This is a genomic window from Embleya sp. NPDC001921 (assembly GCF_053594475.1).
Genome location: NZ_JBSFEO010000055.1, coordinates 42,155 through 66,427, shown reverse-complemented (window position 1 = coordinate 66,427; position 24,273 = coordinate 42,155). Strand labels below are relative to the sequence as shown.

21 protein-coding genes are annotated in these 24,273 nt (G+C 70.4%); 17 read left to right on the top strand and 4 right to left on the bottom strand.

The window, feature by feature from the left end:
• Positions 1 to 83 precede the first annotated feature (83 nt).
• The 5 genes from ACWCPW_RS43240 to ACWCPW_RS43220 all read left to right on the top strand — a co-directional run bounded on the left by ACWCPW_RS43240 (position 84) and on the right by ACWCPW_RS43220 (position 6,457).
• Complete coding sequence (locus ACWCPW_RS43240) at positions 84 to 770, top strand: glycosyltransferase family 2 protein (protein WP_395864442.1); 687 nt, start codon at positions 84 to 86, stop codon at positions 768 to 770.
• A gap of 4 nt (positions 771 to 774) precedes the next feature.
• Positions 775 to 1,206, top strand: coding sequence for a DUF2304 family protein (locus ACWCPW_RS43235; RefSeq protein ID WP_449767104.1), 432 nt, complete (start codon positions 775 to 777; stop codon positions 1,204 to 1,206).
• A 126-nt stretch (positions 1,207 to 1,332) separates the two neighbouring features.
• Positions 1,333 to 2,655: a PIG-L family deacetylase gene (locus ACWCPW_RS43230; protein ID WP_449767103.1), complete on the top strand. Its 1,323-nt coding sequence runs from the start codon at positions 1,333 to 1,335 to the stop codon at positions 2,653 to 2,655.
• Between the two features lie 165 nt (positions 2,656 to 2,820).
• On the top strand, positions 2,821 to 4,854 hold the full coding sequence (locus tag ACWCPW_RS43225; protein WP_449767102.1) for a hypothetical protein: 2,034 nt from the start codon (positions 2,821 to 2,823) through the stop codon (positions 4,852 to 4,854).
• Between the two features lies 1 nt (position 4,855).
• Positions 4,856 to 6,457: a glycosyltransferase family 2 protein gene (locus tag ACWCPW_RS43220; RefSeq protein ID WP_449767101.1), complete on the top strand. Its 1,602-nt coding sequence runs from the start codon at positions 4,856 to 4,858 to the stop codon at positions 6,455 to 6,457.
• A 46-nt stretch (positions 6,458 to 6,503) separates the two neighbouring features.
• On the opposite strand, the gene ACWCPW_RS43215 is transcribed toward ACWCPW_RS43220, so the two are convergent.
• Together ACWCPW_RS43215 and ACWCPW_RS43210 are read right to left on the bottom strand one after the other, a co-directional pair.
• Positions 6,504 to 7,670 carry a glycosyltransferase gene (locus tag ACWCPW_RS43215; protein ID WP_449767100.1) on the bottom strand — a complete coding sequence of 389 codons (1,167 nt, stop codon included), beginning with the start codon at positions 7,668 to 7,670 and terminating at the stop codon, positions 6,504 to 6,506.
• 11 nt (positions 7,671 to 7,681) lie between these two features.
• Positions 7,682 to 10,525: a bifunctional glycosyltransferase/CDP-glycerol:glycerophosphate glycerophosphotransferase gene (locus ACWCPW_RS43210; RefSeq protein ID WP_449767099.1), complete on the bottom strand. Its 2,844-nt coding sequence runs from the start codon at positions 10,523 to 10,525 to the stop codon at positions 7,682 to 7,684.
• 391 nt (positions 10,526 to 10,916) lie between these two features.
• Between ACWCPW_RS43210 and ACWCPW_RS43205 the strand changes: the two genes are divergently transcribed.
• The 10 genes from ACWCPW_RS43205 (at position 10,917) to ACWCPW_RS43160 (ending at position 20,595) form a co-directional block, all read left to right on the top strand.
• Positions 10,917 to 12,764, top strand: coding sequence for a DUF5941 domain-containing protein (locus ACWCPW_RS43205; protein WP_449767098.1), 1,848 nt, complete (start codon positions 10,917 to 10,919; stop codon positions 12,762 to 12,764).
• Entirely contained in the window at positions 12,761 to 13,540 is a 780-nt protein-coding gene (locus ACWCPW_RS43200; RefSeq protein ID WP_395864427.1) for a phosphocholine cytidylyltransferase family protein, read from the top strand. Before ACWCPW_RS43205 ends, ACWCPW_RS43200 begins: the two co-directional genes overlap by 4 nt.
• A complete protein-coding gene (locus ACWCPW_RS43195; protein ID WP_449767097.1) occupies positions 13,528 to 14,598 on the top strand; it encodes an iron-containing alcohol dehydrogenase family protein in 1,071 nt (356 codons plus the stop codon). Before ACWCPW_RS43200 ends, ACWCPW_RS43195 begins: the two co-directional genes overlap by 13 nt.
• Positions 14,576 to 15,358 carry a CDP-alcohol phosphatidyltransferase family protein gene (locus ACWCPW_RS43190; protein ID WP_395864423.1) on the top strand — a complete coding sequence of 261 codons (783 nt, stop codon included), beginning with the start codon at positions 14,576 to 14,578 and terminating at the stop codon, positions 15,356 to 15,358. Before ACWCPW_RS43195 ends, ACWCPW_RS43190 begins: the two co-directional genes overlap by 23 nt.
• A 77-nt stretch (positions 15,359 to 15,435) precedes the next feature.
• The gene (locus tag ACWCPW_RS43185) at positions 15,436 to 16,272 is read left to right on the top strand and encodes a glycosyltransferase family 2 protein (RefSeq protein ID WP_449767117.1); all 837 of its coding nucleotides are present in this window, start codon (positions 15,436 to 15,438) and stop codon (positions 16,270 to 16,272) included.
• A 57-nt stretch (positions 16,273 to 16,329) separates the two neighbouring features.
• Positions 16,330 to 17,250, top strand: a complete 921-nt coding sequence (locus tag ACWCPW_RS43180) for an ABC transporter permease (protein ID WP_449767096.1) — start codon at positions 16,330 to 16,332, stop codon at positions 17,248 to 17,250.
• A gap of 13 nt (positions 17,251 to 17,263) precedes the next feature.
• A complete protein-coding gene (locus ACWCPW_RS43175; protein ID WP_449767116.1) occupies positions 17,264 to 18,100 on the top strand; it encodes an ABC transporter ATP-binding protein in 837 nt (278 codons plus the stop codon).
• A gap of 81 nt (positions 18,101 to 18,181) precedes the next feature.
• Positions 18,182 to 18,817: a phosphatase PAP2 family protein gene (locus tag ACWCPW_RS43170; RefSeq protein ID WP_449767095.1), complete on the top strand. Its 636-nt coding sequence runs from the start codon at positions 18,182 to 18,184 to the stop codon at positions 18,815 to 18,817.
• A gap of 28 nt (positions 18,818 to 18,845) precedes the next feature.
• Entirely contained in the window at positions 18,846 to 19,631 is a 786-nt protein-coding gene (locus ACWCPW_RS43165; protein ID WP_449767094.1) for a GntR family transcriptional regulator, read from the top strand.
• 88 nt (positions 19,632 to 19,719) lie between these two features.
• The gene (locus ACWCPW_RS43160; protein ID WP_449767093.1) at positions 19,720 to 20,595 is read left to right on the top strand and encodes a hypothetical protein; all 876 of its coding nucleotides are present in this window, start codon (positions 19,720 to 19,722) and stop codon (positions 20,593 to 20,595) included.
• Between the two features lie 320 nt (positions 20,596 to 20,915).
• Here ACWCPW_RS43160 and ACWCPW_RS43155 read toward each other — a convergent pair whose 3' ends face one another.
• Positions 20,916 to 21,296 carry a metal-sensitive transcriptional regulator gene (locus tag ACWCPW_RS43155; RefSeq protein ID WP_449767092.1) on the bottom strand — a complete coding sequence of 127 codons (381 nt, stop codon included), beginning with the start codon at positions 21,294 to 21,296 and terminating at the stop codon, positions 20,916 to 20,918.
• Positions 21,297 to 21,689: 393 nt separating this feature from the next.
• On the opposite strand from ACWCPW_RS43155, the gene ACWCPW_RS43150 reads away from it, so the two are divergent.
• Both ACWCPW_RS43150 and ACWCPW_RS43145 read left to right on the top strand, forming a co-directional pair.
• Positions 21,690 to 22,310: a DUF47 domain-containing protein gene (locus tag ACWCPW_RS43150; protein ID WP_449767091.1), complete on the top strand. Its 621-nt coding sequence runs from the start codon at positions 21,690 to 21,692 to the stop codon at positions 22,308 to 22,310.
• A gap of 4 nt (positions 22,311 to 22,314) precedes the next feature.
• Positions 22,315 to 23,310 (top strand): anion permease, encoded by a 996-nt coding sequence (locus ACWCPW_RS43145; protein ID WP_449767090.1) that lies wholly within the window; start codon positions 22,315 to 22,317, stop codon positions 23,308 to 23,310.
• Between the two features lie 147 nt (positions 23,311 to 23,457).
• On the opposite strand, the gene pstB is transcribed toward ACWCPW_RS43145, so the two are convergent.
• Positions 23,458 to 24,234 carry a phosphate ABC transporter ATP-binding protein PstB gene (gene pstB, locus ACWCPW_RS43140; RefSeq protein ID WP_449767115.1) on the bottom strand — a complete coding sequence of 259 codons (777 nt, stop codon included), beginning with the start codon at positions 24,232 to 24,234 and terminating at the stop codon, positions 23,458 to 23,460.
• Positions 24,235 to 24,273 lie beyond the last annotated feature (39 nt).

Sequence of the window (24,273 nt, the reverse complement as noted above, 5' to 3'; positions counted from 1 at the left end):
CGAGTGCGCGTCGGTTCGTCCCTTCGGATTGTTGCTCGGAATAATCAGACGCGGTAGCGAAAACTCATCTCTTGGAGTGTCTGGTGCGGGACTACAGCGACGTATGGTTGGTGATTCCTGTCTTCAACGAAGATCAGGTCATCGCCCAAGTCGTCACGGATGCATCTCTAGTATTCCCGAACATTGTTTGCGTGGACGACGGCAGTTCGGACAACTCCGCCCGGGAGATTTTTGGCACCGTCGCCCATCTGGTGAAGCACCCGGTCAATCTCGGCCAGGGCGCCTCTTTGCAGACCGGAATGACCTACGCGCTCGCCCAGCCCGGTGCCCGGTATTTCGTTACCTTCGACGCGGACGGGCAACACCGTGTCGAGGATGCCCAGGCCATGATCGAGCGCCTGCGCGTGGGTGATGTCGACGTCGTGCTCGGATCCAGATTCCTGGAATCCACCACGGAGATCCCCAAGATAAAGCGAATCGTTCTGCGCACCGTTGCGGCTTTGAGTCTCACGTCGCGAAAACTCCGTCTGACGGACGCGCACAACGGACTGCGCGTCTTCAATCGAGAGGCCGCGGCGCGATTGCGCATCAGCATGAACGGAATGGCGCACGCGTCGGAGATCGTCGGTTTCCTGGCGCGCTCGGGTCTGCGTATCACGGAGATGCCCGTCTCCGTGATCTACACCGAGTACTCGAAAGCCAAGGGCCAATCGCTCATCAATGGCGTGAACATCCTCTTTGACATGTCGGTTCGGCAGCGGGGTAAATGATCGTATGTTGATCCAGGGAATTCTCCTCCTCGGCGCCGCGGGCCTGCTGGCCCTGTTCGTCATCCAGTGGGACCAGGTGCGCACCCGGGCCTGGAAGCGCATCGCGTTCCTGTTGTTCGTCGGCGTGAACGCCTACGCGGTGATTCGTCCCTCCGATACCACGTGGCTCGCGCACAAGGTGGGCGTCGGTCGTGGAACCGACTTGATCCTCTACGGCCTCGTAGTGGGTGTCGCCTTCATGGCGATGAACACCTTCATGCGGTTCCGGTCCCTGGAGAAGAAGATCACCGACCTCGCCCGCAGCGTGGCCATTCGCGAGGCGCAGTTGCTCAACGCGAACCGGCCGCCGGCGCCGGCTCGGGTCGAGCTCACGGAGGGTGCGGAGCCGCCGGAGGTCGCGGAGGTTCCGACCTCGGAGCACATCTCGACCAGCTGATTCGATTCTCGGGCGGGCGACGGGCCGCACCGCACGCACACGGAAGTGGACCCGAGTTCGAAGATGGCCGTATCGCGCAGGAATGTCTTTGTCGGTGGCTGCGCTCTCGCGGTCGGTGGCGCGGGTGTGATCGGGGCGGTCGAGTTGCTCGACCGGGGCGGGTCCGCGAAGCCGCGGCCCGTCCGCCCGACGCCCGCGGGCGCCGGCGCGTCGCGGGTGCTCAACGTGGTCGCGCACCACGACGACGATCTGCTGTTCCTCAGTCCGGAGTTGCTGGACAACCTGGCGGCGGGGGCCGTGCTGCGCACGGTGTACTTCAACGCCTCGGACTACGAGGACTATCCGAAGTACATGAAGGATCGCGAGGCGGGTCTGCGCGACGCATACGCGCAGACCGTGGGCGCGAAGACCGGCGAGTGGAAATCGCAGCCCTACGACATGGCCGGCGTGCGGGCGACGTTGTGGACGCTGGGCGACCGGGTCTCGATACTCGAGACCCGGATTCCGGACGGCTTCATGCGCACTCCGCTCGGCGCGAAGCGCATGTGGGGCCTGTACGCCGACAACACCCGGATCGCCACCCGCCCCGGGGACGCGTTCCCGGCCCAGGAGTTCGACCGCGACGGCCTGGCCGCCTTTCTGCGCGGGGTGCGGGACGAGTTCAAGCCGGATCGGGTCAACACCTTGGATCCGACCTCCGACCTCCAGGGCGACCCGGATCCGGTGGGCGGATTCCACCAGGATCACGTGGCCGTGGCCCGCATGGTGATGTACGCCCTGGAGCAGGACGTACCGGCGTCGCCCGTCGTATATCACCGCGACTACACGATCCAGCAGGAACCGCCGAACCTGAGCACCGAACAGGCGGCGAAGAAAAAGCAGGCATTCACCATCTACACCGAATACGACGCGGACGCCAAGCGCAGCAAGGTATACGGTCCGTGGCTGCACAAGTCCTATCTCGCGAACGCCGCGTGGCGCCGTGACCTCGTGCTCCCGATGCCGGTTCCCGATCGGGCCGCCCCGATCGCCGGACATCCGTATCTGGGGCCGCGATATCGCATCCGCAATCGCGGCAACGGGCTGGAGTTGACCGTACGCCCGGAACCCGACGCCCCGTTGACCGTCGCGGCGGCCAAGGGCCACGAGGGCACCGTGTTCCGGCTGGCCGGGATCCGGTACGGCTGGGGGCTGATCCCGGGCACCGCGGACCGGATCGTGGCGATCCCGGGCGCCGCCACGACCGCCGACTGCGTGCCCCGGTTGGCCGCGCGGGCCCTGGACCCGGCGCAGGCGCTGCGCGTGCACGGCGATGTCGCCGGCGGATTCCGCCTGCTGTTCGCGCATTCCGGTATGGCGCTCACCGGAGCCCGCGTACCGGGCGGAGATGTATTCCAGGCGCCGCCCGGCGGCGGAGACGCCCAAAAATGGGACTTCATCAAGGTCTGAATTCGGCTCGTTTATGCCATGCGATATCCTTGCCCGGCCCAGGACGTGTGTTTCACCCGGACCGAACGAGGATTCGTGACCGTCTCAGACAGCGCGCGGACGACCGCTCCACCGATGGGTTCGGTCGCCTCGCCGGGCCCGCCTCGACCCCGTGGATCCGGAAGGGTGGTGCGAGGAGTGCTGATCCTGCTCGCCGCCCTGGCGCTGTCCTGGCTGGTGCCGATCGCGGCCTACGCGGCCCATGTCGCGGTCGTCTTGCCGGTGCTCTTCGTCGGCCTCGTGGCGTCGCTGATGCGCTCGGGGCGGACCGTGACGGACCGGCTGGTCCTCGCGTTCGCGCTGGTCACAGGCGCGACCTGCCTGGCCGGGCTGCTGTTCTCGGTCTGGCCGTGGGGTCTGCACCCGGTGCCGGTGGCAGGTGTCGGCCTCAGTGCCGTGTCGATCGGGGCGGTGGTCGCCGGCCGCCGCCCGGCGCTGCCGCGGATCCTGGCCCCGGGCGACCTGGTGACCGCGGCGCTGACCGCGGCGGTCACCATCGGGACCCTTTATCCCTACCTCGGTCGCGGGCTGGTCGGTCGGCTGTCCCTGGTCGCGGTGGCCGAGGACCTCGGCCGGCATTTCGCGCTCTACGACACGATCAGGGCCGCCGACGGTTACACGTTCCTGAATCGTTCGGAAACGCGAACCGGACTGACGAATGAACTTTTCGGTTATCCGCAGGGCAGCCACTTCGGGATGAGTCTGTTCGACAACTTCCTGCGTTCGAGCACCGCCGCGGGTTCCGGCACGACCGCGTTGAACCATTTCGTCTACTTCTACGCGGCCACATTCGTCTTCCTCGTCTTCGCGGTTTTGTGGTCGATGCGCTGGATCGCCGGACCCGCGTTGTCGACGTGGCGCTATGTCGTGGTCGGCGCGGCCGCCGCCGCGTACCTGTACTTCGGCGACGGCATGTCGATGTTCCTGCGCGGGTTCCCGAGCGAGTTCGTCGGGCTCGGCCTGCTCGCGCTGATGGTCGCGGTCACCACCCGACCGCTGCCCCGGCTGCGCGAACAGATGTGCGTGCTGGCCGCGCTGACCACCGGATTGTCCTTCACCTACTACCTGTTCCTGCCGCTGGCCGGCGTGCTGCTCCTGGTCTGGGTGGCGGGCAACCGCAAGCGGCTGTGGGAGCAGCCGCTGTGGACGGTCGGCGCGGTCGTGGTCACCGCGATCGGCGCGCTGTACCTGCCGATCCTCAACAGCGAGTCGGTGAAGTCGGATTCGTTGAACGCGGGCGGCGGGATCAGCCCCACCATCCGGCACCTGGTCGTGGTCCTGGTCTTCGTGACCGCGCTGGGTCTGGCCTCCCGGTCCGCGTGGCGCCACCCGGTCCGGCGGATGGCGATCCTGTGGCTGGGCGGCGCGACCGGGATCGTCGCGCTGATGTACCTCTACCAGAGCCGCATCCTGGGCGAGACCTCCTACTACTACGAGAAGTTGCTGCACCAGTTGATCGTGGTCGGCCTGGTCTGCCTGGGCGGCACCTGGTTCGTGGCGCCGAGATGGCGGCCCGGTCACTTCGCCGCCCGCTCGCGGGTCGCCGAGCCGTTCACCCGTCCGCTGACCGCGAGCGTGCTGGCGCTGTGCGTCGTGGTCTCCATCGCCTACAACGCGAACCCCGACCGCGAGGTCTGGCGCAAGCCGCCGAAGGATCTCAGTTGGGGTGTGGGCTACTTCGAGAAGAAGATGGACCAGCCCAGGCTGGCCCAGTTGATCCTGGCCGTGATGAAGGCTCAGCCCAAGCCCCAAGGCCACGCGACGATAGTGCAGATGAAGAACGACTGGCAGGCCAACTACTACGGGACGCTGTGGGTGGACGTGCTCTCGCGCAACCTCGGCACCGCGTGGCAGACCAAGCCCACCTACGGCAACCAGGAGACGCCGGAGCAGCTCACCCAGCGCATCGCGGTCAAGTTCCCCGAGCTGCCGATGCGGGTGGTCACCGACGACCCGGTGACCCTGGCCACCCTGCAGACGTTGCGGCGGGACCGCCCCGACCTGCGGCTGGAAGTACTGTTCAGCAACCCCACCCGGTGCACCTACGACTTCAAGGCCCAGCCGATGCTCAAGCCCGGCGAGCGCCTCGCGCCGGTGCCGCGGATCCCGTTCCCCGCCAACGGCTGCAAGAGCCCGCAAGACGCGCCCGACAGGAAGTGACATGAGCGAGCCCCTCGACCCCCGGGTCTGCGTCGTCGTCATCGTGTACAACGACGCGGACCGACTCGCCGAAGCGGTGCGCTCGGCCCTGGCGCAGGGCGAGGTGGTGGGCGAGGTGGTGATCGTGGACGACGCCTCGACCGACGCCACGCCCGAGGTGTGCGCGCGGCTCGCGGCCCAGGACCCGCGGGTGCGGATCGTGCGCCGGGCGGACAACAGCGGCGGTTGCGGCTCCCCGCGCAACGACGGGGTGCGCGCCGCGCGCGCCGCCCGGATCGTGTTCCTGGACAGCGACGACGTGCTGCCGCCCGGCGCGGTGGCGGTGCTCTCGGCCGCCGCGGACGCGCACGACGCCGACGTCGTGGCCGGGCTGTGCGTACGCCGGGAACTGCCCAAGGTGCGCGATGTGCCCTGGCAGCCGCAGTTGTTCACGACCGCGGCCGTGCACGCCGATCCGGAGCTGCGACCCGAGACGGTGTGGGACACCCTCTCGGTCAACAAGCTCTACGACCGGGCGTTCCTGCTCGGGCACGACATCCGCTTTCCCGACGGCGCCGCGCACTACGAGGACTTCGTGTTCACGGCGCGCGTGTACGCGGCCGGACCGCGCCTGGCGGTGGTGCCGGACCACGTCTACACGTGGCACGTGCGCCGCGACGGCGGCGACCCCTCGATCTCGCTGCGCCGGGACCGGGTGACCAACTGGCTCGACCGCCTCGACGCGCACCGACAGGTCGTGGACATCTTCGCCGAGGCCGGCCGACCCGCGCTGCGGGCGGCGGCGCTGACCAAGTTCCTCGAACACGACCTGCGGCTGTACCTGCGGGACCTGGGCGCGCGCACCGCCGAGTACCGGGACGAGTGGTGGCGCGCCTGTCGGGCGCACCTCGCCTCCTTCGAACCCGAGGCGTTCGCGCGGGCGTTCCCCACGGCGCGGTGGGCCGCGGCCGTGATCGCCGCACACGAGACGCCCGCGGGCGTCGCGCGGCTCGCCGAACTGGCGGCCGAGCCGCCGCGCCTGATCGGTCCGTACCCGGAGCACGCGGGCACGCCGGTGTGGGACGAGGCCGGGCCGAAGGTGGTCCTGGACGCGCTCGCGGAGATCGCGCCCGCCGACCTGCCCGCGGTCGTGGAGGCGAGCGTGCGCGGCACGGTCGGCAACACGCTGGACGTCACGGTGCACGACCTGTACGGCCGGCTCGCGGAGGCCGGACCGGTCCGGCTGGACCTGGAACTGCGCGATCGGCACGGCAGCGAGGTCCGGGCCGTGGGCGTACGCGAGGGGCTGCTGCGCGGCCGCGCGGACGCGTCCGGCTGGTCCACCACCGTCACCGTCGAGGGCACCGTCCTGGCCGGCACGGAGCCCTTCACGGTGTGGGACGTGTGGGCCCGGGTGCACCTGGCCGAGGGCCCGCCGCTGGTCACCAAGGTCCGGGCCGGGACGGGCCTGGGCCGCCGACTGCGCCCGGACCTGCGGCACGGGGTCGCGTTCGTGCAGTTCTACCGGACCGCGAGCCGCTCGCTGGCGATTCGCCACGCGGGCGGCGGGGTCGGTGTGCGCGAGGTGCTGGGCGCCCGGCTCCGCCGCCGCCGGGCGTCATGACCCGCCCGGCCCGCCCCGCTCGGCGGGCTCGACCCGCCGGGCGGGTTCACCGGTAGACGTAGTCGAAGATCTGCTCCCAGCGCTCCAGCACCGCCTCCGGCGCGAACCGGGTGACGTCCTCGAGCCCCTGCTTGCCGAGCCGGTCGCGCAGGTCGCGGTCGCGGATCAGGCGCTCCAACTCGGCGGTGAACTCGTGGGTGTTGCCGCGCGGCACCAGGAGACCGTTGCGCTCGTGCGTTAGGATCTCGCGCACGCCCGGCGCGCAGTCGAACGCGACGCTGGGCACGCCCATCGCCATCGCCTCCATCAGCGAGATCGGGAAGCCCTCGGCGCGCGAGGGCGCGACGAACACCGAGGCCTCGCGCAGCGCGCCCTCGACATCGGCGGTCTGCCCGGCGAACTCGACGGTGCCGGTCAGGCCGAGCGACACCACCTGGGCGCGCAGCCGGCCCTCCTCGGGACCCGACCCGTACAGCCGCAGCCGCCACTCGGGGTTGCGCCGGGCCACCTCGACCCACGCCTCCAGGAGCAGGTCGTAGCCCTTCTCGAAGGAGAGCCGACCCAGGCCCACCACCAGCGGATCGGCCCGCTCGGAGGTCGTCCGCGGCCTGATCGGCAGCGGGTTCGGCAGCACGTCGACGTTGTTGAGCCCGTCCCGGCTCCACGCGTCCGCGTCCTCGACGGTGAGCAGCAGCAGCCGGTCCACGTCGGCGAACCAGCGGCGCACCCGGCGCGCGCGCGAGGAGTTGGCGGACGCCTCGAACGACTCGTGGCTCATCCCGATCACCCGCAGCCCGGAGGTGTCCGCGAGGGCGACCCACTCCATCGCCCAGACCTGCGGCGCGATCACTATCGCGCCCGGCCGGGCCGCGCGGAACAACGCCGTCAGCCGGTCGGCGGCCTGCCGCATCGACGCCTTGCGCAACATCTCGCGGCGTTGCGCGCCGACGTTGAGCCGGTCCCGCACGGTGCGCGGACCCCACGCCGACGGCGGGTGCACACGGTGCAGCACGCTGGTGCGATACGGCAGGTCACGGCCGTAGTCGTGCACGGTCTCCGGGTGCACCACACCGATCAGGTGCACCGTGTGCCCGCTCGCCTGGAGCATCCCCGCCGTGTGGTGCGCCCAGCGCTGGAGCCCGCCGAGCTCCTCGATGTTGTTGCAGACGATGAAGATGTCGCGCGGTGTGCGCGTCACGATTGCCTCGCTCACTGCTGCCTCGCTCACTGCGCGCCCCCGGTCGGGAAGAAGCGCGCGACGATCTCCTTGGCGGCGGTGCCCCGGTCGTATTCGCCGTAGGACTTCACGAACGCCCGGCGCCGGTCCGCGTAGTGCCCGCGCGCGTCCTGCACCTCGCGCATCGCCGCGAACAGCGCGTCCTGGTCGCCGGCGAGCGGCCCGGGCGCCTGATCGGCGAGTTCGAAGTAGGCACCGCGCGACTGCCGGGTGTAGGCGTCGTAGTCGTAGGTGTAGAACACCATCGGCCGATCCAGCAGCGCGTAGTCGAACATCAGCGACGAGTAGTCGGTGATCAGCACGTCGGCCAGGCGCAGCAGCGGCGTGACGTCGTGCGTGGTGGACGCGTCGCGGACGTCCGCCGCCAGTGACGGCGGCAGTTCCACCTCGTCCAGGTAGTGCGTGCGCACCAGCAGCACGAACTCCTCGCCCAGCTCCGCGACCCAGCGCTCGAGATCGAACGGCATCTCGAAGTCCTCGTCCTCGCCGCGCGGCCGGAACGTCGGCGCGTACAGCACGATCCGGCGCGGATCGCCGACCAGGCCCAACTCGGCCCGCAGCGCCTCGACATCGGCGGTCCCGGCGTCCTTGTCGGCCAGCGCGTCGTTGCGCGGGTAGCCGACGCGCAGCGGCTCGGCACGCAGCCGGTAGGCGGCCATCAGCGTGTCGACGTCGTGCTCGGAGCGGACCACGAAGTAGTCGAAGCGGTCCACGCCCTTTTGCAGCCGGGCCTGCGCCGCCGCGTCGGACTGCTTGACCGAGGGCATGTCGAAGCCCATGCGCTTGAGCGCGGAGCCGTGCCAGGTCTGGATGTACGTGGTGCCGGGATTCTTCACCGCGTCACCCAGCACGCCCTGGTTGTCGATCCAGAACTCGGCCTGGGCGAGCGCCTTGTAGTGCGCCCACGAGCCGCGCTTGACCAGCGTGGCGTCCTTGGGGAAGCCCGCCCGGCTCTCCGCGTAGACCCACACCGCCTCGAACGTGGCACCGGAGCGCCGCAGTTCCTCGTGGATGTAGCGCGGGTTGTCGCTGTACTGCAGGCCGAGGTGGCTCTCGAAGACGACCAGACCCTTGCGCACCGGCAGCTTGGCCAGCGCGGTCCGGGCCAGTCGGAACGCCTCCCGCTTGCGCGCCCCGGTCCTGGTGATCTGCTTGCGGGCGGTGGCGACCAGCTTGTGGCCGAACGGGCTGTCGGCGGTGCGCAGCACCAACTCGCGGCCCTTGCGCGCGATCGCGCCCTCGTGCGTGATGGTGAAGGACAGGTGCCCCTTGTCCGTGATGAACGGGACCACGTGGTCGCCGACGGCCTTGCTCAGCCGGGGCCGGATCGGGATCCGCCGCGCGTCCTCGGGCAGCGAGGTGGCGAAGATGCGACTCGTGGTCACCACGCCGTCGACCGTCAGGTCCATCCGCACGTCCCACACCGGGTCCAGCACCCCGACCGGGTGCAGCGTGCGGGTGAGGTCGACGGTGGTCTCCCACACCAGGCCCTCGGGCGTGTGCCGGATCGAGTCCACCGGGACGTGCACCGTGGTCATCGCGAGCTTCTTGCGCCGGGAACGGAACTCCAGACGGGCGGAGAGCTTCGCGGTCGGCGCGATCCGGTCCAGCGGATTGACGATCAGTCCGGCCAGGCGGAGCGAGCCGCCGGTGGAGGAGTAGTGCGTGAGGTCGTTGCCCAGCCAGACCAGGTTCAGCGGCTTGGACCAGGTCACCAGGTCGGTGACGTCCAGGACCGCGCGACCGAGCTCGTCGTCCAGATGCTCCGCGCACCAGTAGACCCGGCCGTCCCGCCGGTGCAGCGGCGCGCACACCTTGGTGCGGTTGAGCACCATGTCGATCGCGGTGAGCAGGTTCGGCCAGTCGTCGCGCAGCACCAGATACGCGGCCAGCGCCGGGATGTGCTTGGCCTGGCGGAACGCGCGCGGGTCCAGCGTGGCCAGGTACTCCTGGGCCATCGGGATGAACTCGCGACGGAACTCCTCGGTCTGGAACGGCAGGCCCCACAGGTAGAGCACCAGGTCGTGCTGGAGGAACTTGATGTCCTTCCGCAGCTTCAGCGCCCGATGTTCCTCGCCGTGCAACTCCTCGTCGATCCGCCGGTGGATGGTCAGCCGGTCGGCGAAGTTGCGCAGCTCGCCGCGGCGGTTGGAGATCGAACGCACCTTCGCGCCCTCGACCACCCGCCACTGGTAGACGGTGTTGGGGATCAGCGTGATCCGGTTCGCCGCCAGGTAGGCGCGGGCCGAGAACAGCAGGTCCTCGTAGTGCAGGCCCTCGGGGAAGCGCAGTTCGTGCTCGTCCAGGAAGGCGCGCCGGTAGCACTTGTTGGTGGACAGCGTGTCGTAGAGCAACTCCGGGCGCTCGTCCAGCGACTCCAGTACCGCGCGCTCCGCGTACAGCTCCGGGTACCACGGGGTCTGCTTGCCCTTGCGGCTCTCGTGCACGCGCACGCACAGCCCGGAGATCAGGTCCGACCCGGTCTCCTCGGCGGCCACCAGCATGTTCTTGCACGCGTGCCGGTCCAGCGTGTCGTCGCTGTCCAGGAACATCACGAAGGTGCCCCGGGCCTGGTCGACGCCCACGTTGCGGGGTCGGCTGCACCCGCCGCTGTTGTGCGGCAGCCGGATCGCCCGCACCTTGTCCGGGTGCTCGGCCGCGAACCGCTCCGCCACCGCGAAACTGTCGTCCGTACTGGCGTCGTCGACGATCAGGATCTCGAGGTTGTCCAGCGTCTGACGCAGCACCGAGTCCACCGCGCGCGGCAGTCGGGCCGCGTCGTTGTAGACGATCACGATCACGCTCACGTCGGGTGCGCGAGACACACTCATGCGGCCACCTCCGCGGGCGGGGTTCGGGAACGGTGCTTCGAGCTTAGTCAGGCCGCGGATGGCCGGGCCAATCCCGGTCGCGGGACCGCCGCACGCCGGTCGGCGACAGATCCGCGGGGCATCGACAAGACGCACACACGACGCACAATGGAGACGCGAACGCGGGTGTGCGCGGTTCGCCCGGCGGCCTCGCGAGGGTGGCCGGAAATCGGTTGTCGCTCGCGGGTGGCGGACGACGGCGGATGATCCGTTAACCTGTCTCGTTGTTTCGGGGAACTCCCCACACCCTCCGCTCGATCGGCGTTGCTGCGGCGATTGCTCAAAGGAGTGATGGCGCCTGTCCACTGCCCTGGTCGTCACAGAGCCCACCTCCACCGGTTCGACGGCTCGGATGGATCGGCCGGATCCCGCCCCGCTGCTCGCCGAGCTGTCCGCGATCGACCGCCGGGTCCCCGAGATCGAGGTGGTCGCGGCGGACGCCCTCGCGAGCGCCCTGGCCGGCGGCGACTGTCGGGTGACCCTCGTCGACGCGCGCTTCGTCGGCCACCGGCACGCGCTGCGCCTGGTGATCGCCGACACCCGCTTCCCGGTCGCGCACGTGCCCGGTGTGCTCGCGCTCGAGGGCGAGGCGCGCGCCGAGGCGGCCCGGATCCTGGCCGCGCTCGACCGGCTGCCGGCGAACGTGTGCGTCCCCGACCTGCTGGCCGAACGACTGACCGAGGCCGGCGTCGCGCCGCGCGAGGTCCCGCTGGGCGACCTGGTCGCCGAGGTCGCCCGGGACGAGGCCGCGCGCACCCGGGCGCTGGCCGCGGTGGCGGCCGTGGACGACGAGCGCATCCGGCTGAACTCGGCGGTCAAGGCCCGGGACGGCTTCTTCACCACGTTCGCGGTGAGCACGTGGTCGCGCTACCTCGCGCGCTGGTGCGCCCGCCGGGGACTGACCCCCAACCAGGTCACCGTCGCGTCGCTGTTCGTCGCGCTGATGGCGGCGGCCGGAGCCGCCACCGGCACCCGCGCCGGGTACATCGCCGCGGCGCTGGGCCTGTACTTCTCCTTCGTCCTGGACTGCACCGACGGCCAGCTCGCACGCTACGCGGTGAGCTACTCGCGGATCGGCTCGTGGCTGGACGCCACCTTCGACCGGGCCAAGGAGTACGCGGTCTACGCGGGCCTCGCGCTCGGCGCGGCCCGGCACGGCGACGACGTGTGGACCCTCGCCCTGGTCGCGATGGTGGTGATGACCACCCGGCACATCGTCGACTTCGCCTTCAACGAGACCCGACGCGGCATCGGCGGCGGGGACGACGACAGCGCCGACGGCGGCGCGGGCGCCAAGCTCTCCGGCAAGCTGAACTCGGTCGGCTGGACCGTGTGGGCCCGGCGGATGATCATCCTGCCGATCGGCGAGCGCTGGGCGCTGATCGCCGTGCTCACCGCCACCACCACGCCGCGGATCACCTTCGTCGTGCTGATCGTCGGCTGCGTGCTCGCCGCCTGCTACACCTCGCTGGGCCGGATCCTGCGCTCGCTGCCGCGCCGCGCCGCGTTCGTGCCGCAGGTGGGCGAACACCTCGCCGCGCTCGCCGACAGCGGTCCGCTCGCCGAACTGGTGGGCCGACTGCGGCTGCGCGTCCCGGCCCCCGCCGCCGCCCTGCTGGGCACCGCCGCACTGGTCGCGGTGCTGCTCGCGGGCGGCGCGGGCGAGTGGTGGGGCCTGGCCGGTGCCGGCGCCTACGCGCTGTGCGCCGGGATCGCGATCGGCCGGCCGCTGGTGCGCCGGCTCGACTGGGTGGTGCCGCCGATCTTCCGGGCCGCCGAATACGCCGCGATCACCATCCTGGCGGCCCGGGTGGTGCCCACCGCGGTGGCCGCCGCGTTCGGCTTGGTCGCGGCCACGGCCTACCATCACTACGACACGGTGTACCGCCTGCGCGGTGGCTACGGCGCCCCGCCCCGGGCGCTGGTGTGGCTGGTGCTCGGTCACGAGGGGCGGGTGCTCCTGGTGACCGTGCTGGCCGCACTGGGCTCGGGCACCCTGCGTACCGGCCTGATCGCGACGGCCGTCGTGCTCGCGGCGATCGTGCTCACCGAGAGTGTCGTGTTCTGGGTGCGCGGCGCGCGCCCGGACATCGACGACGTGACCCCGGTGGGACCGGCTCCCTCGGCCTCGACGCCGCCGTACCGCCCCCTGGAGGCCGCCGCCGCGGCGGCCTCCGATCGAACTGGAGACCTCTCATGATCGGCCTCGTTCTCGCCGCCGGCGCCGGCCGCCGGCTGCGCCCGCACACCGACACGCTGCCCAAGGCCCTGGTGCCGGTGGGCGCGCCCGGTGCGCCGGACAGCGAACGGTCGATCCTGGAGGTCACCCTCTCCCACTACGCCGCGGTCGGCCTGACCGAGGCCGCGATCGTGGTCGGCTACTGCGGCGACGCGATCCGCGACCGGCAGGGCCTGCTGGAGCGTCGCTACGGCCTGAAGCTGCACATGGTCGACAACGACAAGGCCGAGGAGTGGAACAACGCCTACTCCCTGTGGTGCGCGCGCGACCACCTCGCGGACGGCGTGCTGCTGGCCAACGGCGACACGCTGCACCCGGTCTCGGTCCAGGAGACCATGCTGGCCGCGCGCGACACCTCCGGGGCCGACGCCAAGGGCATCATCCTGGCCCTGGACACCGCCAAGCCGCTCGCCGACGAGGAAATGAAGGTCACCCTCGGCGAGGACGGCCGGATGCGCCGGATCACCAAGCTGATGGACCCGGCCGAGGCGGCCGGCGAGTACATCGGCGTCACGCTGATCGAGGGCCACGCGGCGCCCGCGCTGATCGACGCGCTCCGCGCGACCTTCGAGCGCGACCCGCAGCTCTACTACGAGGACGGCTACCAGGAACTGGTGAACCGGGGCGGCCGGGTCGACGTGCAGCCGATCAGCGCGTCGGACACCCGGGTGCCGTGGACCGAGATCGACACCACCGAGGACCTGATGGTCGCGCGGGAGATCGCGTGCCGGTACTGACCCGTCTGGTCCCCACCCCGCTCACCGTCGACATCCGCGCCGGTGCGGTCGACGACCTCGCGGGCATCCTGGCCGACCGTCGGGTCTCCACGTCCGGCCGGATCGCGGTCGTGGTCAGCGAGGGCTCCGGGGCCCGACTGCGCGAGCGGTTCGCGCCGCAACTGCCCGGCGCCGAGTGGTACACCGTCGCCGGCGGCACCCTGACCGCCGCCGTCGACCTGGCCGACCGCATGCGCGGCGGCGCCTACGACGCGGTGGTCGGCCTGGGCGGCGGCCGGGTCCTGGACGCGACCAAGTACGCCGCCGCGCGGGTGGGCCTGCCCATGGTCGCGGTCGCCACCAACCTCGCCCACGACGGCATCGCGTCGCCGGTGAGCATCCTGGACAACGACGCGGGGCGCGGCTCCTACGGCGTGCCCACGCCGATCGCCCTGGTGGTGGACCTGGACCTGGTCCGCGCCGCGCCGCAGCGCTTCGTCCGCTCCGGCATCGGCGAATCCCTGTCCAACCTGTGCGCGGTGGCCGACTGGGAGCTGTCCCAGCGCGAGACCGGCGAGCCGGTGGACGGCCTCGCGGTCGCGTTGGCCCGCACCTCCGGCGACTCGATCCTGCACCGCCCCGGCGGCATCGAGGACGACGACTTCCTCGTGGCCCTGGCCGAGGGCCTCGTACTCTCCGGCATCGCGATGTCCGTGGCCGGCACCACCCGCCCCTGCAGCGGAGCCTGCCACGAGATCTCGCACGCCATCGACCTGCTCTACGGCGAGCGCGACGGCCACGACGGGCTGCACGGCGAACAGGTCGGCCTGGGCGCCGCGTTCGCCACCCACCTGCGCGGCGACACCGCGCTGACGAAGCTCTTGACGAGCACCCTTGATCGGCACAGGCTGCCGGTCGTGCCGGAGCATCTCGGCCTGACCATCGACGAATTCGTGGCGGCGGTGAGTCACGCGCCCCAGACCCGTCCGGGACGCTTCACCATCCTCGAACATCTCGACCTCGACAATGACGCCATCCGGGATTCGGTGACCGAATATGTCCACACCTACGGCGGCTGAGCTTCGCTCGGTCGTACACCCCGAGGGCCTGCTCGATCGGCGCAGTGGCGAACACTGGGCCGGACGCATCTACATGCGGCAGATCTCCCTCCAGGTCACCCGACGCATCGTCGGGACCCGGGTGACGCCCAACGGCCTCACCTACATGATGATCCTCGCGGGCATCGCCGCCGGCGCCGCGCTGATCCTGCCCGGGATCGCGGGGCCGCTCGCGGCGCTGCTCCTGGTGCAGCTCTACCTGCTGCTCGACTGCGTCGACGGCGAGGTGGCCCGCTGGCGGCGGCAGACCTCGGTCACCGGCGTCTACCTCGACCGGGTCGGCCACTACCTCTCCGAGGCCGCGCTGCTCTCCGGCGCGGGCCTGCACGCCGCGGGCGTCCTGGACGGCGGCGGCTTCAACGGCTACGCGACGCTGGGCGTGGTCGCCGCGCTGGGCGCGATCCTGATCAAGTCGGAGACCGACCTGGTCGACGGCGCGCGGGCGAAGAGCGGCCTGCCGCCGGTCCAGGACGCCGCCGCCGTGCCGCGCTCCTCGGGCGCCGCGTCGGCGCGCAAGATCGTCGCCTCGCTCAAGTTCCACCGCCTGGTCGGCGCCGTCGAGGCGTCGATCTTCCTGCTCCTGGCGGGCGTGCTGGACCTGGTGGCCGACGACGGCGGCCTGCTGTACAGCCGGATCGCGGTGAGCGCGCTCGCCGCCATCGCGCTCCTGCAGACCGTGCTGCACCTGGTCAGCGTGCTGATGTCGAGCAGGCTCCGGTGACCGCCGAGGCTGCCGAGGGGCAGCGCGCCGGCGAGGCCGTGGCAGCGTCCATCGCGCTCGGCGCGGTGGTGCTGACCATGGGGGACCGCCCGGACGAGCTGAACCGGCTGCTGCGCTCGGTGGCCGATCAGCACGGCGCGTCGATGGCGGTGGTCGTGGTGGCCAACGGCGGGACGCTGCCGGAGCTGCCCGAGGGCGCGGTGGGCATCACCCTGCCGGAGAACGTGGGCATCCCGGCCGGCCGCAACGTGGGCACCGCCGGCCTGCCCGACGACGTCGACGTGGTGCTCTTCCTCGACGACGACGGCCGACTCGCCGGCACCGACGCCGGCCGGCTGCTGCGCGAGGCGTTCGCGGCGAACCCGCGCCTGGGCATCGTCAGCTTCCGGATCGTGGATCCGGAGAGCGGCGAGACCCAGCGCCGGCACGTGCCCCGGATCCGGGTCGGCGACCCGCTGCGCTCGGGCCCGGTGACCACCTTCCTCGGCGGTGCCAGCGCGGTGCGCGCGGCGGTGCTGCGCGAGGTCGGCGGGCTGCCCGACGACTTCTTCTACGCGCACGAGGAGACCGACCTGGCCTGGCGCGCGCTCGACGCCGGCTGGGAGATCGACTACCGCGCGGACATCGTGCTGGAGCACCCCAAGACCAGCCCGGCCCGGCACGCGGCGTTCTTCCGGATGAACGCGCGCAACCGCGTCTACCTGGCCCGCCGCAACCTGCCGTGGCCGATCGTGCCCGCCTACCTGGGCACCTGGGTCGTCCTGACCGCCGCCCGCCGGCCGTCCAAGGAGAACGCCCAAGCCTGGCTGGCCGGCTTCCGCGAGGGGTGGAAGACCCCGAGCGGCCCGCGCAGACCCATGTCCTGGCGCACGGTCTGGCGGATGACCAGGCTCGGCCGTCCGCCGGTCATCTGACAGGCTGGAATCCCCGTACCGTTTCGATTTCGACCCGACGCAGACGAAAGTGTCAACGTGGCCAACAGCGCGCAGGCCGACACCCTGAGCCCACAGGGGACGTCGGCGCCCCCCGGTTCCACCGAACCCCTGGCGGACCTCGCCGCCCGCTACAAGCTGACGGTCAGCGGGGCCCGTCCCGGACTGCTCTCCTACACCAGGCAGCTCTGGGCCCGACGCCACTTCATCGTGGCCTTCGCCAACGCCAAGACCCGGGCGACGTACAGCACCGCCAAGCTCGGCCAGGTCTGGCAGGTGCTCACGCCGCTGATGAACGCGGCCGTGTACTACCTGATCTTCGGCTACCTGGTGCAGACCAAGGACGGCATCGACAACTACGTCGCCTTCCTGGTCACCGGCGTCTTCGTGTTCACCTTCACGCAGAGCGCCGTGCTCGCGGGCAGCCGGGCGATCAGCGATCAGCTCAACCTGATCCGCGCGCTGCACTTCCCGCGGGCGTGCCTGCCGATCTCCTTCACGATCGTGCAGCTCCAGCAGCTGATGTTCTCGATGGTCGTGCTGTGCGCGATCGTGCTGGGCACCGGCGAGCCGCTCACCCTGAAGTGGCTGCTCGTGCTGCCCGCGCTGGTGCTGCAGTTCGTCTTCAACGTCGGCCTGAGCCTGGTCCTGGCCCGGATCGGCGCGGTGCTGGTGGACATCAAGCAGCTGCTGCCGTTCCTGCTGCGCACCTGGCTGTACCTCAGCGGCGTCTTCTACAGCCTGGACTCCTACACCGACAAGGCGCCCGCGTGGGTGGCCCGGGTGCTGGAGGCGAACCCGGGAGCGGTCTACATCGAGGTGATCCGCGACTCGCTCATCGAGAGCCACCACACGCTCCCGCTGCACGTGTGGGGCTACGCGGTGGGCTGGGCGCTGGTGATGGGCATCGGCGGTTACGTGTACTTCTGGAAGGCGGAAGAGAGGTACGGCCGTGGCTGAGCAGCCCGCGATCATGAGTTGGGCCGAGGCCGGCGCGGAGTCCGAGGTCGAGGTGCCCGAGCAGAACGCTCCACAGCCGGCGCAGCCGCAGGAGGAGATCCCGCCGACCGTCGTGGTCGACGACGTGCACCTGATCTACCGCGTGCACGGCGCCTCCTCGGGCAAGGGCAGCGCCACGTCCGCGCTGTCCCGGCTCGCGCTGCGCAAGAAGGCGGCGGGCATCACCGAGGTGCACGCCGTACGCGGCGTCAGCTTCGTCGCCTACAAGGGCCAGGCGATCGGCCTGATCGGGCGCAACGGTTCGGGCAAGAGCACGCTGCTGAGGTGCATCGCCGGCCTGCTGCCGCCCACCACCGGCAAGATCTACAGCGACGGCCAGCCGTCCCTGCTGGGCGTCAACGCCGCGATGATGAACGACCTCACCGGTGAGCGGAACATCATCCTGGGCTGCCTGGCGATGGGCATGACCCAGCGCGAGGCCGAGGCCAACTACGACCAGATCGCCTCGTTCTCCGGGCTGAACAACTACAACGGCAAGGACTTCACCAAGCTGCCGATGCGGACCTACTCGTCCGGCATGGCGGCCCGCCTGCGCTTTTCCATCGCGGCCGCGCGCACGCACGACGTGCTGATGATCGACGAGGCGCTGGCCACCGGCGACCGCGACTTCCAGCTCAAGAGCGAGGCCCGGATCCGCGAGCTGCGCAAGGAGGCCGGCACGGTCTTCCTGGTCAGCCACAGCATGAAGTCGATCCGGGACACCTGCGACCGGGCGATCTGGCTCGATCAGGGCGTGATCAAGATGGACGGTCCGATGGAGGATGTCGTCAACGCGTACGAGGGCAAGTAGCGGCGACACCGCTCCGACGGTTGCGTCCGCTGCTTCGACGGCACCGACAGCACCAACAGCACCACGCGAAGGGGTTCACCGGTGTCCTTGCAGGTCCTGGCGGAGAGTACGGACGACAACCTCGACATAGAGGTCCTGCGGGACGTCAACGGACTCACCGAGCACACCTCATGGGCACACGGGGGCATGGAGTTCATGGGCGAGTACGGCACGTTCGCCGTACTCGCCGTACTCGGCCTGCTCGCGTGGTGGCGGGCCCGCGCCCGACCCGACCACATAGCGGCCGTGGCCGGCCTGGTGTGGGCCCCGCTGGCGGCCCTGGTCGCGGAACTGGCCAACGCGCCGCTGCGCGACTGGGTCGATCGGCCGCGTCCGTTCCTCAGCCACGAGGGGCTGCACGTGCTCGTCGAGGGCAAGACCGACCCGTCCTTCGCCTCCGACCACGCGCTGACCACGATGGCGCTGGCGGTCGGGATCCTGCTGGTGGACCGGCGGCTGGGCATCGCGGCGGTGCTCGTTGCGGTGTTCACCGGCTTCTCCCGGCTGTACGTGGGCGTGCACTACCCGACGGACGTGCTCGCCGGGTTCGCGCTCGGCGCGCTGGTCGCGCTGGTCGGGTCGATGTTCGTCGGGCGGGTCCTGGAACCGGTGGTACGGCAGGTGGAACGCGGCCCGCTGCGGGTAGTGGTGACGGACCGAGCACGCCCGGCCGGCTGACGGCGACGCGGCCGAGGGGGCGGACACGATGGGAACGGACACCGAGGGCGGTCGCGACGCGGGACGCCTGGGCGAACGGCTGAGCCTGCGCGAACAGGTCGCGCGAGCGGTCCGGGCGGCGCTGGTGGCGGGGCGGATGCAGCCGGGGGTGGTCTACTCCGCGCCGGCCCTGGCCACCCGGTTCGGGGTGTCCGCGACCCCGGTCCGCGAGGCGCTGCTGGACCTGGCCAAGGACGGCCTGGTCGAGCCGGTCCGCAACAAGGGCTTCCGGGTCCGCGCCATGTCCGCGGACGACCTGCGGGACATCCACGACCTGCGCGAACTCCTGGAGATACCCACGATCGCGCGGCTCGCCCGGGACGGCATCGCGGACGCGCTGCCGGCCCTGCGCGCGCTGGTCGACGAACTCGCCGACGCGATCGACCGCGCCGACGTGCTCGAGTACGTGGACGCCGACGACCGTTTCCACGCCCACCTGCTCGGCCTGGCCGGCAACGCGCGCCTGGTCCGGATGGTCGGCGAACTGCGGGCCCAGGCCCGGCTGTACGGTCCGCGCCCGCTGACCGAGCCGGCCGACCGGAGCCTGATCGCGGCCGAACACCACCGGCTGCTCGACCTGATCGAGGCGCGCGATCCGGCCGGCGCCGAGGAGCTGACTCGCCGGCACCTGGCGTGGTCGCGCACACCGAACCCGCGAGCGAACCCGGACCCGAGCCCGAGTCCGGACCCGAGCCCGAACCCGGAGCCGAATCCGAACCCGGAGCCGAATCCGGCGCCCGCGCTCGTCGACCCGACGTCCCCCGAACGGCCGTAACCCGGCGCCGCCTCGCTCGTTGTCCCGTCGAGCCGCCGCCGCGTGGCCGGCCGTCAAGCGAGGATTCAGAGCATCCGGGAGAACCCACATGTTGGTCCGCACCGTGCTCACGAGTGCCTGCTGCGCCCTCGTCCTGGCCGGGGTCACCGGCTGTCAGGGTGACGACGTGCAACCCCAGGGAGCGCGGGTCAAGGGCGGCGGCGGGGTCGCGAGCGGCCCGTCCGAGGCGGTGCTGGCCGTACGCAAGGCGGCCGACGTCACCACCGGCGCGAAGAGTTCGCGCACCCGGACCACGATGACCATGCACAACAACGACCGCGTGGTCAAGCTCACCGGTCAGGGCATGTTCGACTATGTCCGGCACATCGGCACGCTCACCGTGGACGCGCCCAAGGACTCCGGCATCGCCGGTCCGCTCCAGGAGATCCTCACCCCCGAGGCGCTCTACATGAAGAACGGGTCGCCGGGCATCCCGAAGGACAAGTGGGTGCGACTGGCGATCGACGGGCTGGCCGACGGCAACCTGGTCAGCGGCGGCGCGACCGACCCCGGGACCTCCTTCGAGATACTGCGCGGGGTCAACGACGACGTCGTGCTCGTGGGCACCGAGAAGATGGGCGCGGACACCGTGCGGCACTATCGGGGCACGCTGGACATCCGCAAGGCGCACGACCTGACCGCGCCGGAGGTGCGCGGGCCGCTGGCCGCGGCGCTGAAGACCTTCGACGGCGCGCCGATCCCGTTCGACGCCTACCTCGACGACGCGGGCCGGTTGCGCCGGGTCGACGAGTCGTTCGCGTTCGTGATGGGCCCGGAGGAGGGCAAGGCGGCACCGCCGACCGCGAAGGTGCTCTCCTCGGCGGAGTTGTACGACTTCGGGGTCGTGGTCGACGTCAAGCCGCCCGAGGCCAAGGACCTGTACGTCGCGCCGACCCCGCCGGGAACACCCGCCAAACGCGGCTGAGTCACTCCCGCGGAGTCGTTCCGGGCGGTCCCCATATGACCCAGGCGTGCCATGTCCGCGCCGAGGGCCCGCCCCTACGCTGGATGGGCCGAGGCCCGTCCGGGGTGCGCACGAGGAGGTGATGTGGGTGTCACGGTTCTCCGATCGCGGTGTGCACGACCACGTCGTCCTCGACGAGATCGAACTCTACGGCGACCTGATGATCGCGGCGTCGGCGAGCGAGGGTCCGCTGACGCAGGCCCAGATCGACGCCGTGCTCGGGCTGGTCGGCGGCTGGGGGACGGCGACCCACACCCGGGCCGGCCCCCGTCGCCGCGGCCTCAGGAGCGCACCAGGCGTGCGATCGCCTGGGACGCCTCCTTGACCTTTTCGTCCGCTTCCGGACCGCCCTTTTCCACCGCGTTCGCGACGCAATGGCCCAGATGCTCCTCCAGCAGGCTCAGCGCGAACGACTGGAGCGCCTTGGTCGCCGCGGAGACCTGCGTCAGGATGTCGATGCAGTACTCGTCCTCGGAGACCATCCGCTGCAACCCGCGGATCTGTCCCTCGACCCGGCGCAGCCGCTTGAGGTGCTCGTCCTTGCGTCCGCTGTAGCCGTGCCCGTGCCCCGCTGTGCCGTGCGTCGCCGTCGTCTCCGGCGCCTGCGGATCCTGTTCCACCGTCGTCTCCCGTAGCTCTGTGGCCGTTCCCCACGTGTCCATGGCCCGATCGGGTGACCGTCCACGTCCAAATTTACCCCCGGGGGGTATATCCGGCAAGCATTCGATCACGCACCGACGGCGTCGCTCGCACCGACGATCCGATCCTCCGGCGGTCATGCCGAATCCCCGGTTCCGGTTCGTGTGATGTGGGCGACATGGATCGAGCGTAGGCCGCTCTGTCCCTCGAAGGGTGCCCGGACCCATACTCTGGCCGTGTGACGGGCGCCATGGGCGGCGGAACGGGCGGTTCCGCATGCCCGTTCGTTGCTGTGTGCACGCGTCTCATTACCGCCGGGTACGGTCGGGGTCCGCGTCGGCTCCCCGGTTTGTGTGCGGCACCGCCGGAGCGCCTAGCATCGACGCCGACCACTTTCATTATCCCGGAGACCTCAAGTGCGATTGCGTCTGACCCCCAGGGAGACGAGCTTCTACGACATGTTCGCCGCAGCGGCGAGCAACCTGGTCACCGCATCCAAGCTCCTGACGGAGTTGCTCGGCGCAGAGGTCTCCGCTCGTCCGGAGATCGCCGAACGGATGCGCGCGGCCGAGCATGCCGGTGACGACACCACGCATGCGATCATGCGTCAGCTCAACGCCTCCTTCATCACGCCGTTCGACCGCGAGGACATCTACGCCCTCGCGTCGCAACTGGACGACGTCATGGACTACATGGAAGAGGCCGTCGACCTGGTCGTGCTGTACCAGCTCGACGAACTCCCCCCGCAGGTCGCGGACCAGATCGAGGTGCTGGTGCGGGCCTCGGAGCTGACCGCCGAGGCGATGCCGCGGCTGCGTACGATGAGGGACCTGACCGAGTACTGGATCGAGATCAACCGGCTCGAGAACCAGGCCGACCAGATCCACCGCAAGCTCTTGGCGCACCTGTTCAGCGGTGCGTACGACGCGCTGACGGTGCTCAAGCTCAAGGGCATCGTCGACGTGCTCGAAGAGGCCGCGGACGGGTTCGAGCACGTGGCGAACACGGTCGAGACGATCGCCGTCAAGGAGTCCTGACCCAGTGGAACTCACTGGTCTGATCATCGTCATCGGCGTCGCGCTCTTCTTCACCTACACCAACGGCTTCCACGACTCGGCCAACGCCATCGCGACCTCGGTGTCCACCCGGGCACTGACCCCGCGCGTGGCACTTGCCATGGCCGCGGTGATGAACCTCGCGGGAGCCTTCCTCGGCGAAGGCGTCGCCAAGACCGTCAGCGAAGGGCTGATCTCCACCCCCGAAGGCGAACAAGGTCTGATCATCCTGTTCGCGGCGCTGGTCGGCGCGATCTTCTGGAACCTGCTGACCTGGTACTTCGGACTGCCCTCGTCCTCGTCGCACGCGCTGTTCGGTGGCCTGGTCGGCGCCGCGCTCGCGGGCTCCAGCACCGTCTACTGGAACGGGGTGCTCGAAAAAGTCGTCATCCCGATGTTCCTGTCGCCGGTGGTCGGCCTGGTCGCCGGCTACCTGGTGATGGTCGGGATCATATGGCTGTTCCGCAAGTCGAATCCGCACAAGGCCAAGCGCGGATTCCGGCTGGCGCAGACCGTCTCGGCGGCCGGCATGGCGCTCGGGCACGGCATCCAGGACGCCCAGAAGACGATGGGCATCGTGGTGATGGCGCTGGTGATCAGCGGCCATCACGAGGGCTCCGGCATCCCGGTGTGGGTCAAGCTCGCGTGCGCGATCACGCTCTCGCTCGGCACCTACGCGGGCGGGTGGCGGATCATGCGCACGCTCGGCCGCAAGATCATCGAGCTGGATCCGCCGCAGGGCTTCGCGGCCGAGACCACGGCCGCCTCGATCCTGTACACCACGGCCTACGTCTTCAAGGCGCCGATCTCGACCACGCACATCATCACCTCGGCGATCATGGGCGTGGGCGCGACCAAGCGGGTCAAGGCGGTGCGCTGGGGCGTCGCCAAGAACATCCTGATCGGTTGGTTCACCACGATGCCGGCCGCGGGCCTGGTCGCGGCGGGCACCTACGGGATCACCAATCTGATCGTGGGTTGATCCGCACGTCGCACGCCGCGTACGCGACGCAGGACGTACGGGGCACGCGAAGCGACCCGCGGTCCGGACAGGACGAGAGGGCCCACACCCGTACCGGTGTGGGCCCTCTCGCATGTCCATGTCGGTGCTTCGCTCGCGCTCGGGCGGTCAGCCGAACCGGCCGGCGATGTAGTCCGCCGTGGATTCCTGGGTCGGTGCGGAGAAGATCGTCTCGGTGTCGCCGATCTCCACCAGGCGACCGGGCTGACCCGGGCCGGCGAGGTTGAAGAACGCGGTCTTGTCCGAGACGCGCGCGGCCTGCTGCATGTTGTGGGTCACGATGACGATCGTGTACCGCTCCTTGAGCAGCGCGATCAGGTCCTCGATCGCGAGGGTGGAGATCGGGTCGAGCGCCGAGCACGGCTCGTCCATCAGCAACACCTGCGGCTCGACCGCGATCGCGCGGGCGATGCACAGTCGCTGCTGCTGGCCGCCGGACAGGCCCGCGCCGGGCTTGGCCAGCCGGTCCTTGACCTCGGTCCACAGGTTCGCGCCGCGCAGCGAGCGCTCGACGATCGCGTCCAGGTCGCCCTTGCGCTTGATGCCCGCGAGCTTGAGCCCGGCCGCGACGTTGTCGTAGATCGACATGGTCGGGAACGGGTTGGGCCGCTGGAACACCATGCCGACCGTGCGGCGCACCGCGACCGGGTCGATCTCGCTGCCGTACAGGTCCTGCCCGTCCAGCGCGACCGAGCCGTCCACGGAAGCGCCCGGGATCAGCTCGTGCATGCGGTTGAGGGTGCGGATGAAGGTGGACTTGCCGCAACCGGAGGGACCGATGAAGGCCGTGACCGAACGCGGCTCCATGGTCATCGAGATGTCCTCGACGGCCTTGTGCGAGCCGTAGTAGGCGTTGAGTCCGGAAACTTCGATGCGCTTGGTCATTCCTGCCTCGGAATCGGTGCGGTTGTCGGTGCCGCGGTC

Excerpts from the sequence above, each read along its gene's own strand:
- ACWCPW_RS43210 (WP_449767099.1), bottom strand. The coding sequence starts at position 10,525 with ATGAGTGTGTCTCGCGCACCCGACGTGAGCGTGATCGTGATCGTCTAC.
- pstB (WP_449767115.1), bottom strand. The coding sequence starts at position 24,234 with ATGACCAAGCGCATCGAAGTTTCCGGACTCAACGCCTACTACGGCTCG.
- ACWCPW_RS43185 (WP_449767117.1), top strand. The coding sequence starts at position 15,436 with ATGGGGGACCGCCCGGACGAGCTGAACCGGCTGCTGCGCTCGGTGGCC.
- ACWCPW_RS43175 (WP_449767116.1), top strand. The coding sequence starts at position 17,264 with ATGAGTTGGGCCGAGGCCGGCGCGGAGTCCGAGGTCGAGGTGCCCGAG.
- ACWCPW_RS43235 (WP_449767104.1), top strand. The coding sequence starts at position 775 with ATGTTGATCCAGGGAATTCTCCTCCTCGGCGCCGCGGGCCTGCTGGCC.
- ACWCPW_RS43220 (WP_449767101.1), top strand. The coding sequence starts at position 4,856 with ATGAGCGAGCCCCTCGACCCCCGGGTCTGCGTCGTCGTCATCGTGTAC.
- ACWCPW_RS43190 (WP_395864423.1), top strand. The coding sequence starts at position 14,576 with ATGTCCACACCTACGGCGGCTGAGCTTCGCTCGGTCGTACACCCCGAG.
- ACWCPW_RS43205 (WP_449767098.1), top strand. The coding sequence starts at position 10,917 with ATGGATCGGCCGGATCCCGCCCCGCTGCTCGCCGAGCTGTCCGCGATC.
- ACWCPW_RS43160 (WP_449767093.1), top strand. The coding sequence starts at position 19,720 with ATGTTGGTCCGCACCGTGCTCACGAGTGCCTGCTGCGCCCTCGTCCTG.
- ACWCPW_RS43165 (WP_449767094.1), top strand. The coding sequence starts at position 18,846 with ATGGGAACGGACACCGAGGGCGGTCGCGACGCGGGACGCCTGGGCGAA.
- ACWCPW_RS43200 (WP_395864427.1), top strand. The coding sequence starts at position 12,761 with ATGATCGGCCTCGTTCTCGCCGCCGGCGCCGGCCGCCGGCTGCGCCCG.
- ACWCPW_RS43155 (WP_449767092.1), bottom strand. The coding sequence starts at position 21,296 with ATGGACACGTGGGGAACGGCCACAGAGCTACGGGAGACGACGGTGGAA.